The sequence below is a fragment of the Vibrio lamellibrachiae genome, assembly GCF_050337265.1.
Classification (GTDB): Bacteria; Pseudomonadota; Gammaproteobacteria; order Enterobacterales; family Vibrionaceae; genus Vibrio; species Vibrio kyushuensis.
The window spans coordinates 311,752-325,772 of the sequence record NZ_JAKJSU010000004.1 but is presented as its reverse complement, the minus strand read 5'-3'; the positions used below and the strand labels follow the sequence as shown (position 1 = coordinate 325,772).

Genomic DNA, 14,021 nt, shown 5'->3' with positions numbered 1-14,021 from the left:
CCTGACCTAAACCATGCTTAGGTTGTCCTATTGAAGCGTTAGTTATGTGCAGATTTGATACAAGTGACCAGACTCAAATTCATTCTCAGATGCGCACTTTCTTTGCCAACCTAATTTGTGTGCCACTTTTTGGCTGCCTACATTGTCAGATGCGATAAATACTTTAACTTCGGTTAAATCGATTGTTTGAGTTAACTTACGTATTGCCGCTTTACACATAAGGATTGCTAGCCCTTGCCCCCAATACTTTCTGCGTATGAAATAACCAAAGTCTAACTCGCCATCAAGTAGTGTAACTCCGCAAAAACCAACAATTTCATTGCTTTCAACAGAGCGAAAGGCAAACCTACTTTCTGCTTGTTGCTCATTAGCAACCAAGCATCAGATTCTTCATCTGTTAAAGGCCTTCGAGGGCCTAGAAATCGCATGGTTTGCTCATCTTGAAGCAAATCACACACAGAACTTCGGTCGCCATCAACTAATGGTGAAATAAAGATTTTGTCCACGTTTCCCTCCTAGGACATAGCGCCTTGCTGGTGAATAAGTTGGGACATGATTACAAATAGTTCCCTGCCTTTTTGTAAGCCTCTAGTTCAATAGGTGACTCGGCGTAGCCAAAGATACTTAACTGTAACAAATACGTTTTTGTAAATGCTTCAAGACCCATCTCTTCAACTTGCTTTACATGGATTAACTCATGAGAAAGTAATAGTTTGTCACCTTTTGCTCGATTAGCTATCCAAATGCCGTAGCCGAATGTTGTGCCTGTAAAATGTGGGGAATCAAGCCCTAAACGTTGCATCTGAAATAGCAGCGATTCGTTTTCCGGTAAAGGAAGTGAATCTGCATAATACACTCGCACTTTTTCAGGGTGTTTTATACCAATCTTATTCGCGATTTCAAGATATTGCTCTCGCAAGGGTTCACCCTGAGACAGTGCTATTTCCTCATTTTTTTTCACATATTTTATAGATAGGGGGAAATATGCGTTTATCTGTTCGACCAGATAACTGGGAGGGTTTGCATAGACTTCCGTTTTATCTTCACAACCCGAAATTACGACGATTGAAAGTATCAGTGTAATGACACTAAATCCAATTTTCATATTATGTGAACCCCTTTCACTTAACGCCCAATTAAGTTACAAACCACCGGCCAAATCTAGATAGTTTCCAGTCGAGAAAGATGACTTATCGGAAGCCAACCAATAGATAGCCTCAGCCACTTCTGATGGCTCGCCACCTCTTTGAAGGGGAATTATACTTTCTAGCCTAGAAACTCTATCTGGCTCTCCGCCATCAGCATGCATTTCGGTATGAATTAATCCCGGTCGAACACAGTTAACGCGAATACCTTCTGCTGCGACTTCTAACGACAATCCTTTGGTCAGTGTATCTATTGCACCTTTTGACGCCGCATAATCAATATATTCATTAGGAGAACCTGAACGTGCCGCTCCAGAGGAAACATTAACAATGACACCTCCATTCCCACCATGACGAGTAGACATACGCTTGACTGACTCTCGGCAACAGAGAAAGTAACTTGTGACATTATTTATTAAAATGGCGTTGATTCTTTCAGCAGTCATATCTTCTAGGCGCGATTGCTGCTTTAGAACACCAGCGTTATTGACCAATACATTCAAGCAACCTAGTTCTTGGTCAATCGTGCTAAACAATCGTAATACATCAGGCTCAAGAGAAACGTCCGCTTGAACAGTAATACATTTTCCACCATTTGAAGTTATTTCAAAAGCGAGCCTATTCGCAGCTTCAGCATTTGACTTATAGTTGATACAAACAGCATAACCTTGCTTTGCAAAGAGCCTAGCCGTTGCGGCACCTATGCCTCTTCCTGCGCCTGTAATTAACACTACTTTTTTATTATTCATGTCTGTCCTTGTATGCCCAGTTGTTTGCCTTGCAATGTATCTATATTTTCGATGCTATAGATATTATCCGCATACACCTTACCGCCAATGTCATAGGCATCAGGAATAACCTCTTTTAAACTAAAACCACATTTCAGCAGCACACGTTCAGAGCTAAAGTTGCCTTCAGTGACCACAGCATTATAGGCAAAGATTCCATGAGTATTGGAAGCCCAGTTAAGCACAGCCATTAGAGATTCCGTTGCGAAACCAAAGCCGTAAAACTGAGGCAATAATAGATAACCGACTTCGGCTACTCCGTTATTGAATTTGAGACCAGTGATACCAACTTGCTCACCGGTTTCTCTAAGCGCAATCGTCAAACACAACCAATGACTAGACTTAGTGCTCCAATGAGGCAAGCGGGAGCGAAACCTTTCCGAAAGTTCTTCTGTTGAAGGTTCGTCAAAGCATAGGGAAATAACCGCAGGGTCGGTATGCAGCGAACGGAACAGTTCCCAATCGTCTTCAGTGATTGATGTCATGTCCAAACGTTGCGAACTGATTTTGATGCTCATAACTGTCCTTGTTACGTAATGCGTTGTTATGTTCGCAGCCATTTGTACATGATGTAGCTATCAACAAGGCCCAACTGACGATGATTATATGCCTTCGGTATTGTTCCAATAATGGAAAAACCGAGCTTTTTCCAAAGCATAATTGCTACTTTATTAGTCGATACCACACTATTAAATTGCATCGCATCAAAGCCAAGTTCAAGGGCTGTCTTTTGTGAGTGCGCACACATAAGGCGAGCAATGCCTTTACCTCTAGCTTCACTTGATACCATATAACCGCAATTACAAATATGGCCACTCGGGCCCATTGCATTTGGCTTAATGTAATAAGAGCCAAGAACAACGTCATTTTCAACGAATACATACGTTTTTAATGGCATGTCACACCATAAAAGATATGCTTCTTGCTGTGTCATATCAGGATCAAAAGCATAGGTCTCTTGATCCTGAATCACTGTGGAAAACGTCGACCAAAATGACTCAAAATCTAATTTTGTGATTTCTCTAATCATGAAATTCTTTCCGTGAATATAGCGTTAACCTAACGGGCGATGGTCCACCCGTATTCTCCATCGGTCTATGTTGCACTCGAAGTGTCAAAAACTCAATCTACATCATATTGTTATGTGAATATGGTGTGCCAGTCGCCAATGGGTTATGGTAATAAACTGCATAAAACATCAGGGCTATTCGGCTAAGCTGAATTGTGGCGAAAATCAATATAGACCAGCTTTACGTTTCTTGCGTTTTTACTTTGGCAGACGATACTTTATGAGTGCAAATTTCTTGGAGCGATGATGAAAGAAAGCAAATGGTTCAGTTTTGATGGGAGTAAGCGTTATCTAATCTTATTCATTATCTTGTTTGTTCCCATTACTTCACAAGCCGAACCCTATACCGTTGGCAGCTATTATATCCCGGGTTTAGTGATGGAAGACGGTAGCGGTTTATTTCTTGATTTACATGAAGAGATCGTGCTGCGAGCAGAGTTAGAGGTGGAGACAAAGATCCATTCAACCAAACGAATCCAAAAATTATTTAAAAACGATGTGTTGCTGGCTTACTTTCCTGAGCTTTGGGAGAACGTACCTAAAAATAGAGAAGATGTGATTGTCTCTGATCCCATATGGTTAAAGAGAATCGTTTTATACTCGCTAGAAGATACGATGAATATGGCAGTCAGCGATTTGGAATACATGAGTGTAGGCGCCGTAGAAGGATACAGCTATGGCGAGGAAATAGTAGGCAATGAAGCAATAAAAATTGAATACGCAGATAACGATGATATTAATGTAGACAAGCTGTTGAAGGGACGCATCGACGTTATTATTGGAGATGACACGTCCACGATGAATGCCATTAAGGCACACCCTAGAGGGCACTTGATTAAATATAATGTTAATCACCCAATATCAGTGTTAGACGTATTCTATGTTTGTCAAAACACCTCAAGAGGTTTAGCGCTTTGCAGTGGGATATCGAGTGCCATTCAAAGTGTCATGCAGGACGCAATCTTACGGCTTGATGAGCAAACCGGTGAGAGTGTTATCGATGTAAGTAATCCGAATTGGCGTAGTAACACTTCCAATTAAATAGCGCTGTATTTAGGTCGTTGTCTATTTCTTAGTAATGCGAGTTTCTCAGTAATGACGAAAGCTAACGTTGCTTCATAAAAGCGACCGCTAATCCCGATGATATAAACGTGACTCCCGCACCAATATTCATACCAGAGACTAGTCTTGGCTTGTTGGTTAGCCATGTTGAAATTTTCGATGAGAAAACACCCATTAAGCTGAACCCAATTGCAGTGAGTATTGCAAACCACACCCCGTATCCAATCATTTGTACGGTGACCGAACCTAAATTCTGATCAACAAACTGAGGAATGAAGGCAAGCACGAACATGCCGGGTTTTGGATTTAACGCCGCAGACAAAAAGCCTGTTGAGAAGATGGTTTTGAGTGATTGTTTTTTGGCTGGCTCTAGTGAGAACAAATTTCTAGAGCGTAGCACCTTGATACCAAGCCAAAGCAGGTAAAGCGCGCCGATTGATTTAACAACATAAAAGGCCAATTCTGAGGTTTGGATTAAAAGCGTTAACCCAAACGTTGCGGCGAATACATGAAACAGGATTCCTGTACCTGATGCGACACCGGATGCTACGGCAGCGAGCTTTCCTTGGCTCAACCCGCGCCCAATTGCCAGCAGGTTATCGGGACCTGGGGAAATAACCAACAGAAGACAAGCCAACGTATACGCGATAAATACTTCTAATGGAAACATCTTACCTCCTTGTTATTACGCCATTTTTGTAAATAACGCCTGTTTAAGTTGTATTGCCTTGGTAAGGCTGAGTACAAATTTTAAATTGCCACATCAATCAACCGAGTTCTATTTTTAATCGCTCGTTTGGCTCATTGTCTACAAAGTAAGACCATACGTGCTGATAAACATCGTGTTGACCCGGGTAGGGGGTATGCTCAATGGCTTCCTCCAGTGAGCACCACTTATATTCGGTGTGCTCTTCGTTCAATTCAACTATTTGGTTATCAGGGCAGTAAACCGCGAAGACTGGAATCAATTGCATCACGTTTACGTGCGGTTCGTAAAATCGGTCGATGAAGTGCCCGTTGTACAAGCACTGTACGTCGATATTGGTCTCTTCTTTGAACTCTCGAATGATGGCTTCCCATCCATTTTCTTCACCTTCGATCGACCCCGCAACATGGCACCAATAGCCCCCTTTGGTGCGCTTCATTAAAAGGATCTTAGTGACGCCGTCAATGTTCGAAATAGCGACACCAGAAACAATGGATGTACTGAGTGGGATCATGAGAAACCTCTATTTGATGAGCTTAAGTATCTGCTTAAACTCATTGGCTCGGCTGTCTTTTACCAATTCATATAAGCACATCTCTAGCCCCGTCGATTGTACGCCTAAACCATTCAATTTATTGATTGCTAGCGCTTTGTTTTCTGGAATTCGAGAAGAGACACAATCGATCACTACTTCGACATCAAAGCCCATCTCTTTCAGCATTGCGGCGGTTTGGTAAACGCAAATGTGCGCTTCGATGCCGCAGATTAGAAACGAATCGACACCAGCGCTTTTTATCGCATCTAAGAACCTAGGCTCATCACACGCACTGAACGTGAATTTGTCGATGGGGTGGTGGTCGGGCAGTAGCGAACGAATTTCTTCAACGGTTGCGCCGAGCTTCTCTGGAATTTGTTCCGCCCAGATAATAGGAAGCTTCAGAGCTAGTGCGCCTTTAACGAGAGTTGCACAGTTGGCAATCAGTGCATCGCTCCCATGAACGGAGTGAGCAAGCTTGCCTTGTACATCGATGATGATAAGTCCGGTACTGTTTTTGTCTAGCATGCTCGTCTCCGTTATTTTGGGTTTGGAAAGCCATCGACTGTTACGGCTTGTAAACCAACCTTGTGCCAGTGGGTTTTCTCGGCACAAAATATTTGAGCGTCCAGTTGTTTAGACGGTTCTTCATTTAAACTTCCGGCAGGAACAATGAGGAACTTTCCTGTTTTAGAGATATACGGAAGACCTGAGCCACACTCGGTACAAAAGACTTTAGCGAATGAGCGCTCTGAGTGTTCGTATCGTTTGGTTTTATCGTTGCCTTTGACCCAAGTGATATTGTCTGGGGAAGTAAACAGGTTAGAAGCGTGAGCGGATCCTGTGAGCTTTCGACACTGCTGACAGTGGCAAAAAAAGAATAGCTTAAAATCATCTTCTAAAGTGTATTCAACACTGCCACAACAGCAGCTACCTGTTAGCAATTTAGTCATGTTTACTTCCTTGTATGAGTTGAAAAATTGATTGAAATATTTGTTGGTCGACTACCTTGTACAACTTAAGGTTTGAGTCGACCGCACATGATGGTTTGAGGGCCAGCGGCACCGCCAAGGTATTGTTTTTCTGTGTCTTCGAAACCACCTTTTAGGTAACACGCTTTTGCGTTCGGGTTTTTACAATTTACCGTTAAGTAAATGGAGTCAAACGAAGCGTAGTGGTTTTTCAAGTATGGGAATAGAGCAGTCACCGCTTTGGTGCCGATTCCTTTTCCTTGTTGTTTATTATCAATAACAAAAGCTCTTAAACCTAGTCCACTGTCAGGGCAAAAGTCGTAGGTAGAGGAGTAGGCAGTATCCAATTTAAAAAAGCCAACAATAGCATCCTGATCTTTGATGATATGGAGGTGGGTAGTATCACTCCCTTGTGTTAAGAAATCATCGGCCGTACCAGCAAACTTGATTTGATCGTCGGCAAGCGTAATAGTTCGTACGGTATCAAAATGCGATTCATGCAGTTTTTCGATTGTGATCATAGCTTCCGTTATTCCTTAAACGTCGACATCATGTTGCGCTTTCTACTCGCTATAGTACACAAATTTGTTACGCTATTGTTAGAAGAATTCATATCGACTTTCGAGCATTAAGCGTTGCTAAGGGAAGGTGCAGGTAAGCGCAAAGTAGGGTGTTTATCTTCACTACAACCAAGTTAGGTTACGGATACTATTTACGTATTTAGAGTGACGTGAAGGCCTTAATGGGCAGGTTGAGATTAACTGACTCAGTGCTTGTTCATTACATGCGTCGGTTTTCAGCTCCAGTAAAACATAATCACCGAGTGAGACAGGGCGAATCAAATTGACACGGTGGTGATAACGTTGATCGTAGGCCGTCATATTATAATCGATGGTGGCACGTATCTTATTGCAACGAGAGATGTAGTATTTACGTGTATAACGGCAAATGATGATGGGAGTATGTTCGGCGCCCCAGAGGATTTGTCCATCCATTGGCAGGCGTTGGTGGCTTTTCAAAAGTTGCTGGGCCCAGCTAAAATTGGGATCTAGAAGAGAAAGAGAAGTATCATAAAGTATCTTATACCCTTTGCTTCCTCGTCGATGTTTGAACTCTAACTTAGCGTTAATTGCGTCAGTTAAGTCGCCGTACCAGCGAATTCTTACTTTTTTACGATTACTGATACCACTCAGGTTCTCTTCATAGCGAGCGAGTAATGGCGTGTCGAGATAGAGACTATTCACATCTCTTTCGTCGTGATGCTTGCGAAAAGACATTGCATTGTTTATCAACCAAGTTTGTACTCTCTGCAAGCGGTTCAGAGGGATTGGGATTTTAACTTCAAAGCGGTACTCTTGCTCTTCTGTATTCATCTTGGCTTGTCCGATTTCATTACGGTGTTATACATCTTTTTTACGTCCAGTTTCTGTTGTTGAATCTCAATGCCATTCACAACCAGCTGGCTTCCCAGTTCCGCCACATTTTTTTCGTCACACCCAGTGTCAGAACATTGATAGTGACTCACGTTGAGTGATGCTGAACCAAAAATCCTTTTTTTGGAGTAACTCATTAGCGCTTTGTATTGAACGTTTGACGCCGTAACATTTTTTGCTTCGACGGAAGAGGCATCTTTAGCAACGATGCCAAAATTCACATCGTTAAATGCCGCATTTTTAATGGTTAACTGACTACGTTCACCTGCAGAAATAGCTTTGTCGCGCACTTTTTCAAACGTGACATCAGCGAGTGCGAGTGTTGAACCGCTTACGTCTAAACCGTCTCCACCCGATCGAAAACCAATGTTATAAAATCGGCTGTTGGTTAACTCTCCTGTGCAGAAATCACAATCAAAGGCATCAGAAAGTGCATTTTTAATATTGAGGCCTCGAATAAGGACATGGGCGTTGACGATATTTAAGCCGTCTTCTGATTGGTTGTCTGTAATATCAACCGATTGCATTTGAACGAAACCATTAACAAAATAGATAGCCCCACGAGGTTGCCAAAGGCCAAGTTTAGGGCTGCTAGCAAAGCTAATTTTCAGGTGAGAGATGGAATGTGTTGTCTCTTTGTTTTTGGATAAAACCGCTAATCCAGACCATTTAGTCGCACTCTCAGTTTTGGTCATTATCACAGGATGTTCATTAGTCCCATTCACATCTAAAGACCCAAAGACCATTAACCCTGCTTTTTTACTGAAGTTCAGCTCAGTACCGGCGGGTATAATAACTTTGGTATTTTCTGGTGTGACGAGATACGTATTAATACTCCATTTTCCAGGTTTAAATTGCCATTGTCCTTTGGCTCGATCGATAAATTGATCATAAGGAAATGCACTGGTTGTTGATGGGCTTGGCCTAGGGACGAAAGTCAGTAGCTTAATATTATTAACGAACTGAAATTTGGCGACTTTTTTTCCTTCTAACGCGGCAAAGACATTGATGGATTCCATGCTGCTAGGCAAGGTGAAAGCGGTTTGTTGATTCGGCATTATTTTTATTGGGAGTTCATCATTTAGCTCATCCAGTGGGTTGATTTCATCGTATCGAGTGATGCCCTCAATCCCTTTTATTAAAAGGGGCTGTTGGTCATTATTGATGACAGTCCAAACTTTTTTACCACCATGACTGCTTAGTCGGCTGATTAAATCCCAGTTCGGTATTGCTGTGAATGAATCCATCTGTCTATGAAGATTCGGGTCCATATGCGAAATAGATTGGCATTCTGCGGTTTGGTATTCCATATGCCAGCAATCTGCTTGACGCTCCATGATGGAGTAGTCGAAAGCGGTGAGTAATGGGCTATCAGAGTGGAGCTGTTGATTGAAGTTAGCTTCAAACGTTTTAAGGTTAGGAATTAATGTCGAATGTAATTTAGACATTAGCGTTTCTTTCGCCTCTTCGTAATGTGCCCTCACTTGCGGGTCACTTAACATGGTGTTACTAAGCTCAAACGTATGGCTAGGAGGGCGCATCAACCAGATATGCGACGCAGGGGTGACGGCCACATCACTTTGGATTGGTTCTAGTTTGGCGGTATGCGGATTGTAGTACCAACGCCAATTGTTCCATGTAAGCGCATGCCAAGCGCCCCATAAGTCGACAGTAGCAAGGTATTGCCCGAGTCGTTTGGCGTCAAACACGTCGCTAGCAGCACGGCGGCCATCCAAAAACTCATTAAGAAGTGCCAGAGACAATTGTCTTTGATTGGAAAGCGAGTGATTACCCAGAACGGTTTTACGTTGCAGAACGCGTGGTTTTAAGACACGGTGGATTTGCCCGCGTTCATTGGTGGTTTCAGCGTGCATATCAAGCCGGATAATTAAACCTTCTGTGCGGTTGTTGACGGCTAACAAATCTTGACTGAATCCTTGCTCAAATAACATGACTCCCCAGTCCTCACCGTTTAATACCACCTTAACGGGAATATGTTTGGGCGATATAATGTCGAAGTCAGCCAGTCTCATACTTTGAGCAAACAGGCTCGAACCTTGGTTGAGACGAACACTAGGAGCAACTAGGGCAAATCGTCGCGATTCAAATATCGCCTGTTTCTTACCCAGCGTCACTTTCAAGGACCATCGATTGGCTTTGTTGATGTGATCGAGCATATCGCCCTGCAAGCGAACCTTCGCTGATATTTTGTTTGCACCATGGTAAATAACGGCGGAAACTTCGTTTCTAACGTCAGGAATAAAACCGTGGTTCATCGCGGTTTGGCGATCATCTTTTAGCTTTAGCCATGCTTGATATTTAATATCGACTTTTATAATCGGCAGATCTTTATTTGATAAATACCAATGCGTTGGAGCCAAAGCAATGCTCTTTGCCAATTGTAAGGCTTTATCTTGGGTCTCGGTGTGGTGTGACATGAAGCCTTTGTCGATTAAGTAGTTTTTCACCGCGTGCCCTGTCGGAAAAATCAGTATCAGCAATAGTAAGAGGCACAGCGCGTAGATGTGCTTCTCACGCAACGTTGATGATGTGTTTCGGCTATACAGCTGCATGGTTTATACCCCTGCAATATTATGCTGTTCTAGCAATGAGATGTTGATACCTGGATATTCGCGTTTCAATGCATTAATAAACTGATCGATTTGTAGCTCATCACTGATTGAAATGAAAAAGGTGGCATCAAACTGAGTGTCAGATATGTCGATTCTACGTAATTCAATACGATCAACGTGCTGCTGTAATGTAACCTTAAGCGCCGAGATGAGAAGGGTCTCTTCGTAACCATCATCGCAGTGGTGATTAAGCGAAAGAAACAAACCATTTTCAGTTTGATGATGCTTATCTCGCTTTTTAACTAAGGTCACGAGCAAAAGCGTGACCGTACAAGCTAAGATGGCCGCAAGCGTTTGACCAGCTCCAAGCGCGACGGCAATAACAATGTTTAAGAATAGGTAGAGCAACTCTTCCGGCTCTTTGATTGGTGTGCGAAATCGAACAATGGAAAGGGCCCCAACCAGCCCTAAAGCGAGAGCTAATGATGCTTTAACCACGGTTATGATCAATATGACGCTTAACATGAGTAGAGGAAATAATCGGGAGAAGTCTTGGCGATTACAAAAGGCACTGGCGTATTTCCGAAAGTGGTAACCGATAATACTCGCCATGATAAAGCCGATGATTAAATTCAATAACAAGGCGGCGAGTTGAACACTGGCGTAGGGAAAAAACATTGATCGAATGTCTTTGGGTAAGAATGCAATTAAGAGTGGGTCGACGGCTTCCATAGTGACTCCTAGTTCTACAATTGAATAACTTGGCTATTACGCTTATTAAAAGAGACGCATAAATCGATCCAATATTGATATTTTCGAAATTAACAAGGGCTGGCTTATGATTGTTTTAATTTTCAATTGGTTACTTGGTTTGTTCGTGTTGTGGCGTATTGGGTGTTTAGCGTTTTAAGTAACTAGTAAAGTCAGAGCGGTAGTGAGATTCAGTTTGGTTTTCAAATTGAGAATTATGGAAGAGGGCACCGCTAGAAAGGCGCTACCAGTTGATTTCCTGACCATTCTCGACAATCAGGCCAGACTCAATGAGCGTAGTCATTACTAATACTTGGTGAGTTTCAATCGAAAGTGTTTCTGTTAACGCCTTTGCTAGGCCTAATTGAACTTTGGATATGGATGTTTGGGGCCACTGTGACGGTAAAGATAGCTCTGCAATAACAAAATATGCATTGCCGTGTTGACGTTCAGTTTGAATAAAGTTGACGGTCATTAAAGAGGCGTCTTGCTCTGAATAGTTTGCCCACTGATCAATGATGCTCGATGACTGACTGATCTGTAGGTCTAGACTTGGCGCATAGAAACAGTTCGCGATAGGCATAGTGTGACTCCGTTTATTTGTCGTTCAACTTAAAACACGTCGTCTTCACAGTAAACGCGGACAACAAACGCTTCATTTTCCCCTTCAGTAATGACAAAGGTAATCGGGCGGCAGCACACTTGGCAATCTTCAATATAACCTTGGTCTAGGTCGCTTGAATCAACCAGTACGTCTATCGTTTCGTTACAATATGGACACGAAATAGAGTGTTCAGTCAGCGTGTTTAGCAAAATGTTCGTTCCTTTTGCTTGGGGTGACTATGTTTTGATCAAAAAGCGTTCGCCCATTGGTTCGTGTCGATAAACCACCGTTCTTCAAATATCTTATCGTCTACGAATTTGAACAGTACTGTTAGCTGAGAAGCGGTTATTTTGTCAGATTTCCACTCAACAATTGAGACGACTTCATTACCTCCTTGTAGGTGACGCAATCCGGTAATTTCAAAGCCGGGTGGTAGTATCTCACCTAAACTATTTAGCGCAGAACGAAAATCTGCTCGTCCCTCTAAAATATCTGTTTGTCCGGGCATGACAAAAGTCATCTCGTCAACATAATCCGCAACTAACTCATCGAAGTTTCCGGCTCCCACTGATTCCCAGCCACTTTGTACTATTCCAATTAAGCTCATTATTTTTCTCCTATAGCCTATGCATTTATAACTATAGAACGAGTTTTCTTATTGTGGAGGCTTGGACACATTTCAATTGAGTGCGCTAGAGTCGTATAGAGCTAGTTAGGCGTTTTTTCATAACTAGCAATGATGGTCGTATTTTGTACTGATTGGTTGAAGTAGCGCTCTTTAACTTGAAGATATTCACTATTGGAAAAGAACGCATCTGCCTTAGTTTGGTTTGGAAAGTTGATGGTAAAGACACGATTGATTGGAACATCAACTTGAGACAGTAGCACTTCAGAAACAACGAAGTCGTAGCCAAAAGAACCGCCATGAAAGCTTAAGAACGGTTTCATGGCCTCTCTATATTGGGTGTAGACAGCATTATCAGTGACTTCAAGTCCAACTAAAATTTCATACATAGGTTATACCTTAATTATTAATGCAATTAACCATTTCTTGGTGCGAACATGATGATGGCCATTCCGAGCATCGCGACAGATGCGCCCACAAAATCCCAAACGGTAGGGCGGATACCATCAATCATCCAAAGCCAGAGTATCGCAGCGAATATATATACGCCTCCATAAGCGGCATAGACTCGCCCGGCAGCGGTAGGGTGCAGTGATAATAACCAAGCAAATAGTGCTAAACAGAGTGCCGCTGGAACGAGTAGCCAAATACTTTTACCCTCTCGTAACCAGAGGTAGGGAAGGTAGCAACCGATGATCTCGGCTATGGCAGTGATAAAGAAAAGGCCGATGGTTTTTATATCTAACAAAGGAGGCTCTCGTTTTAATGGTTAATCTAAAAATCTAGGGTTATGTTCTGTCGAATGAATGCGGGTACATCCAGTAATTCACCGGTATCTGCGTTGGTGAGTTCATTAATATGTTGTTTTAACTGATTGTCAATTACGTGTTGCAAAGACTCATAGCTTATTCCAAAGAATCGAGCACTTGTCATTAAGCCATTAATGAAGTGACGCTTTTCATTTTTTTCTTCTGTTTTTGTATCAACAATTTGGCGGTATTGATGAAGTTCATCAGCGAGATAGCTTAAAAATTTTGAATGTTCCATATAAAGAGTCTCCTATCTGTTTTCTGTGAGTACAGTGAATAAAGCCTTGTCCATGTACTTAGTTCTTAGTCTCTAGATCTATATTATCTGTGAAGTGATGTTTAACAACGAACGTAGCAATAATAGAGACCCATTTTTCTATGTTCGTCCTTCTTCGAAGGTCGTTAAATTCTCATCCAGAGCACTCCAGGCAGCCTTATAAGACGTGTAAATCTGCGCATCAATAGTGACGGGGATATCATCGTCGAGTGTAGAGATGGCAAGTTCTAATTCCTCAATCGGTGCACCTTTCACTCTAAAACCTAAGCTAGAGCCGCATTCCATGCAGAAGGTGCGGGTTGTTCCATTGGGCGCGACGAACTCTTTAAGTAGGTGTTCGCCTGAAAGCCAAGTGAGGCCTCTAATGCCCACTAATGTCCCAAAAGCGGAACCATGGAATTTTCGGCACATTGAACAGTGACAATTGGCGGCTTTATTATCAAAACCACTGACGGAAAACTGGATGCCGCTACACAGGCAAGATCCCTTGTATACCTTTGAGTCGTTACTCTTATTGCTCATCCTGAACTCCATTCTGATGTTATCGCCCATTAGCGGGCATTAATGGTTACGTTATGGTGAAAATACAAAGATTCACGTTTCAAGGTAACACTACCTTAGTCAGAGGTTTTGGTCACCGTATTACACGTCGCTGTAGAGTTTGAGTTAAAAAG

At 42.4% G+C, this 14,021-nt stretch carries 22 protein-coding genes; 1 reads left to right on the top strand and 21 read right to left on the bottom strand.

Annotation, left to right across the window (positions count from 1 at the left end):
* Positions 1-42: 42 nt before the first annotated feature.
* Genes L4C54_RS01700 through L4C54_RS01675 form a run of 6 tightly spaced genes read right to left on the bottom strand, consistent with a single transcriptional unit; the run spans position 43 to position 2,963 of the window.
* On the bottom strand, positions 43-378 hold the full coding sequence (locus L4C54_RS01700; RefSeq protein ID WP_428806834.1) for a GNAT family N-acetyltransferase: 336 nt from the start codon (positions 376-378) through the stop codon (positions 43-45).
* Entirely contained in the window at positions 273-506 is a 234-nt protein-coding gene (locus L4C54_RS01695) for a hypothetical protein (RefSeq protein WP_428807408.1), read from the bottom strand. Before L4C54_RS01695 ends, L4C54_RS01700 begins: the two co-directional genes overlap by 106 nt.
* A gap of 50 nt (positions 507-556) precedes the next feature.
* Positions 557-1,105, bottom strand: a complete 549-nt coding sequence (locus L4C54_RS01690) for a hypothetical protein (RefSeq protein ID WP_428806833.1) — start codon at positions 1,103-1,105, stop codon at positions 557-559.
* A 36-nt stretch (positions 1,106-1,141) separates the two neighbouring features.
* Positions 1,142-1,894, bottom strand: a complete 753-nt coding sequence (locus tag L4C54_RS01685) for an SDR family oxidoreductase (protein WP_428806832.1) — start codon at positions 1,892-1,894, stop codon at positions 1,142-1,144.
* Positions 1,891-2,451: a GNAT family N-acetyltransferase gene (locus tag L4C54_RS01680; protein WP_428806831.1), complete on the bottom strand. Its 561-nt coding sequence runs from the start codon at positions 2,449-2,451 to the stop codon at positions 1,891-1,893. The genes L4C54_RS01685 and L4C54_RS01680 overlap by 4 nt, the downstream gene beginning before the upstream one ends.
* A gap of 26 nt (positions 2,452-2,477) precedes the next feature.
* The gene (locus L4C54_RS01675) at positions 2,478-2,963 is read right to left on the bottom strand and encodes a GNAT family N-acetyltransferase (RefSeq protein ID WP_428806830.1); all 486 of its coding nucleotides are present in this window, start codon (positions 2,961-2,963) and stop codon (positions 2,478-2,480) included.
* A gap of 285 nt (positions 2,964-3,248) precedes the next feature.
* On the opposite strand from L4C54_RS01675, the gene L4C54_RS01670 reads away from it, so the two are divergent.
* On the top strand, positions 3,249-4,043 hold the full coding sequence (locus L4C54_RS01670; protein ID WP_428806829.1) for a substrate-binding periplasmic protein: 795 nt from the start codon (positions 3,249-3,251) through the stop codon (positions 4,041-4,043).
* Between the two features lie 64 nt (positions 4,044-4,107).
* On the opposite strand, the gene L4C54_RS01665 is transcribed toward L4C54_RS01670, so the two are convergent.
* From L4C54_RS01665 to L4C54_RS01595, 15 genes are all read right to left on the bottom strand, one after another.
* Entirely contained in the window at positions 4,108-4,734 is a 627-nt protein-coding gene (locus tag L4C54_RS01665; protein WP_428801872.1) for a LysE family translocator, read from the bottom strand.
* Between the two features lie 97 nt (positions 4,735-4,831).
* Entirely contained in the window at positions 4,832-5,284 is a 453-nt protein-coding gene (locus L4C54_RS01660; RefSeq protein WP_428806828.1) for an NUDIX hydrolase, read from the bottom strand.
* A gap of 9 nt (positions 5,285-5,293) precedes the next feature.
* Positions 5,294-5,833, bottom strand: a complete 540-nt coding sequence (locus L4C54_RS01655) for a hydrolase (protein WP_428806827.1) — start codon at positions 5,831-5,833, stop codon at positions 5,294-5,296.
* A gap of 11 nt (positions 5,834-5,844) precedes the next feature.
* Positions 5,845-6,258, bottom strand: a complete 414-nt coding sequence (locus tag L4C54_RS01650) for a GFA family protein (protein WP_428806826.1) — start codon at positions 6,256-6,258, stop codon at positions 5,845-5,847.
* A gap of 65 nt (positions 6,259-6,323) precedes the next feature.
* The gene (locus L4C54_RS01645; RefSeq protein ID WP_428806825.1) at positions 6,324-6,797 is read right to left on the bottom strand and encodes a GNAT family N-acetyltransferase; all 474 of its coding nucleotides are present in this window, start codon (positions 6,795-6,797) and stop codon (positions 6,324-6,326) included.
* 162 nt (positions 6,798-6,959) lie between these two features.
* A complete protein-coding gene (locus tag L4C54_RS01640; RefSeq protein ID WP_428806824.1) occupies positions 6,960-7,649 on the bottom strand; it encodes a polyphosphate polymerase domain-containing protein in 690 nt (229 codons plus the stop codon).
* Positions 7,646-10,282 (bottom strand): CotH family protein, encoded by a 2,637-nt coding sequence (locus L4C54_RS01635; protein ID WP_428806823.1) that lies wholly within the window; start codon positions 10,280-10,282, stop codon positions 7,646-7,648. Before L4C54_RS01635 ends, L4C54_RS01640 begins: the two co-directional genes overlap by 4 nt.
* Positions 10,283-10,285: 3 nt before the next feature.
* Positions 10,286-11,014, bottom strand: a complete 729-nt coding sequence (locus L4C54_RS01630) for a DUF4956 domain-containing protein (RefSeq protein WP_428806822.1) — start codon at positions 11,012-11,014, stop codon at positions 10,286-10,288.
* 262 nt (positions 11,015-11,276) lie between these two features.
* Positions 11,277-11,615 carry a hypothetical protein gene (locus L4C54_RS01625; RefSeq protein ID WP_428806821.1) on the bottom strand — a complete coding sequence of 113 codons (339 nt, stop codon included), beginning with the start codon at positions 11,613-11,615 and terminating at the stop codon, positions 11,277-11,279.
* 29 nt (positions 11,616-11,644) lie between these two features.
* Positions 11,645-11,845: a CPXCG motif-containing cysteine-rich protein gene (locus L4C54_RS01620; RefSeq protein WP_428806820.1), complete on the bottom strand. Its 201-nt coding sequence runs from the start codon at positions 11,843-11,845 to the stop codon at positions 11,645-11,647.
* 38 nt (positions 11,846-11,883) lie between these two features.
* Positions 11,884-12,243, bottom strand: coding sequence for a nuclear transport factor 2 family protein (locus tag L4C54_RS01615; RefSeq protein ID WP_428806819.1), 360 nt, complete (start codon positions 12,241-12,243; stop codon positions 11,884-11,886).
* A 101-nt stretch (positions 12,244-12,344) separates the two neighbouring features.
* A complete protein-coding gene (locus L4C54_RS01610) occupies positions 12,345-12,650 on the bottom strand; it encodes a DUF1330 domain-containing protein (protein WP_428806818.1) in 306 nt (101 codons plus the stop codon).
* A 26-nt stretch (positions 12,651-12,676) separates the two neighbouring features.
* Positions 12,677-13,009, bottom strand: a complete 333-nt coding sequence (locus L4C54_RS01605; protein WP_428801884.1) for a YnfA family protein — start codon at positions 13,007-13,009, stop codon at positions 12,677-12,679.
* A gap of 26 nt (positions 13,010-13,035) precedes the next feature.
* Positions 13,036-13,308, bottom strand: a complete 273-nt coding sequence (locus L4C54_RS01600) for a hypothetical protein (RefSeq protein WP_428806817.1) — start codon at positions 13,306-13,308, stop codon at positions 13,036-13,038.
* 138 nt (positions 13,309-13,446) lie between these two features.
* On the bottom strand, positions 13,447-13,869 hold the full coding sequence (locus L4C54_RS01595) for a GFA family protein (protein WP_428806816.1): 423 nt from the start codon (positions 13,867-13,869) through the stop codon (positions 13,447-13,449).
* Positions 13,870-14,021: the final 152 nt, after the last annotated feature.

What these genes read in the sequence shown, in the direction of transcription:
- L4C54_RS01655 (WP_428806827.1), bottom strand. Translation starts at nt 5,833, where the DNA reads ATGCTAGACAAAAACAGTACCGGACTTATCATCATCGATGTACAAGGC.
- L4C54_RS01680 (WP_428806831.1), bottom strand. Translation starts at nt 2,451, where the DNA reads ATGAGCATCAAAATCAGTTCGCAACGTTTGGACATGACATCAATCACT.
- L4C54_RS01610 (WP_428806818.1), bottom strand. Translation starts at nt 12,650, where the DNA reads ATGTATGAAATTTTAGTTGGACTTGAAGTCACTGATAATGCTGTCTAC.
- L4C54_RS01640 (WP_428806824.1), bottom strand. Translation starts at nt 7,649, where the DNA reads ATGAATACAGAAGAGCAAGAGTACCGCTTTGAAGTTAAAATCCCAATC.
- L4C54_RS01630 (WP_428806822.1), bottom strand. Translation starts at nt 11,014, where the DNA reads ATGGAAGCCGTCGACCCACTCTTAATTGCATTCTTACCCAAAGACATT.
- L4C54_RS01650 (WP_428806826.1), bottom strand. Translation starts at nt 6,258, where the DNA reads ATGACTAAATTGCTAACAGGTAGCTGCTGTTGTGGCAGTGTTGAATAC.
- L4C54_RS01625 (WP_428806821.1), bottom strand. Translation starts at nt 11,615, where the DNA reads ATGCCTATCGCGAACTGTTTCTATGCGCCAAGTCTAGACCTACAGATC.
- L4C54_RS01600 (WP_428806817.1), bottom strand. Translation starts at nt 13,308, where the DNA reads ATGGAACATTCAAAATTTTTAAGCTATCTCGCTGATGAACTTCATCAA.
- L4C54_RS01595 (WP_428806816.1), bottom strand. Translation starts at nt 13,869, where the DNA reads ATGAGCAATAAGAGTAACGACTCAAAGGTATACAAGGGATCTTGCCTG.
- L4C54_RS01635 (WP_428806823.1), bottom strand. Translation starts at nt 10,282, where the DNA reads ATGCAGCTGTATAGCCGAAACACATCATCAACGTTGCGTGAGAAGCAC.
- L4C54_RS01670 (WP_428806829.1), top strand. Translation starts at nt 3,249, where the DNA reads ATGAAAGAAAGCAAATGGTTCAGTTTTGATGGGAGTAAGCGTTATCTA.
- L4C54_RS01690 (WP_428806833.1), bottom strand. Translation starts at nt 1,105, where the DNA reads ATGAAAATTGGATTTAGTGTCATTACACTGATACTTTCAATCGTCGTA.
- L4C54_RS01645 (WP_428806825.1), bottom strand. Translation starts at nt 6,797, where the DNA reads ATGATCACAATCGAAAAACTGCATGAATCGCATTTTGATACCGTACGA.
- L4C54_RS01665 (WP_428801872.1), bottom strand. Translation starts at nt 4,734, where the DNA reads ATGTTTCCATTAGAAGTATTTATCGCGTATACGTTGGCTTGTCTTCTG.
- L4C54_RS01675 (WP_428806830.1), bottom strand. Translation starts at nt 2,963, where the DNA reads ATGATTAGAGAAATCACAAAATTAGATTTTGAGTCATTTTGGTCGACG.
- L4C54_RS01660 (WP_428806828.1), bottom strand. Translation starts at nt 5,284, where the DNA reads ATGATCCCACTCAGTACATCCATTGTTTCTGGTGTCGCTATTTCGAAC.
- L4C54_RS01685 (WP_428806832.1), bottom strand. Translation starts at nt 1,894, where the DNA reads ATGAATAATAAAAAAGTAGTGTTAATTACAGGCGCAGGAAGAGGCATA.
- L4C54_RS01615 (WP_428806819.1), bottom strand. Translation starts at nt 12,243, where the DNA reads ATGAGCTTAATTGGAATAGTACAAAGTGGCTGGGAATCAGTGGGAGCC.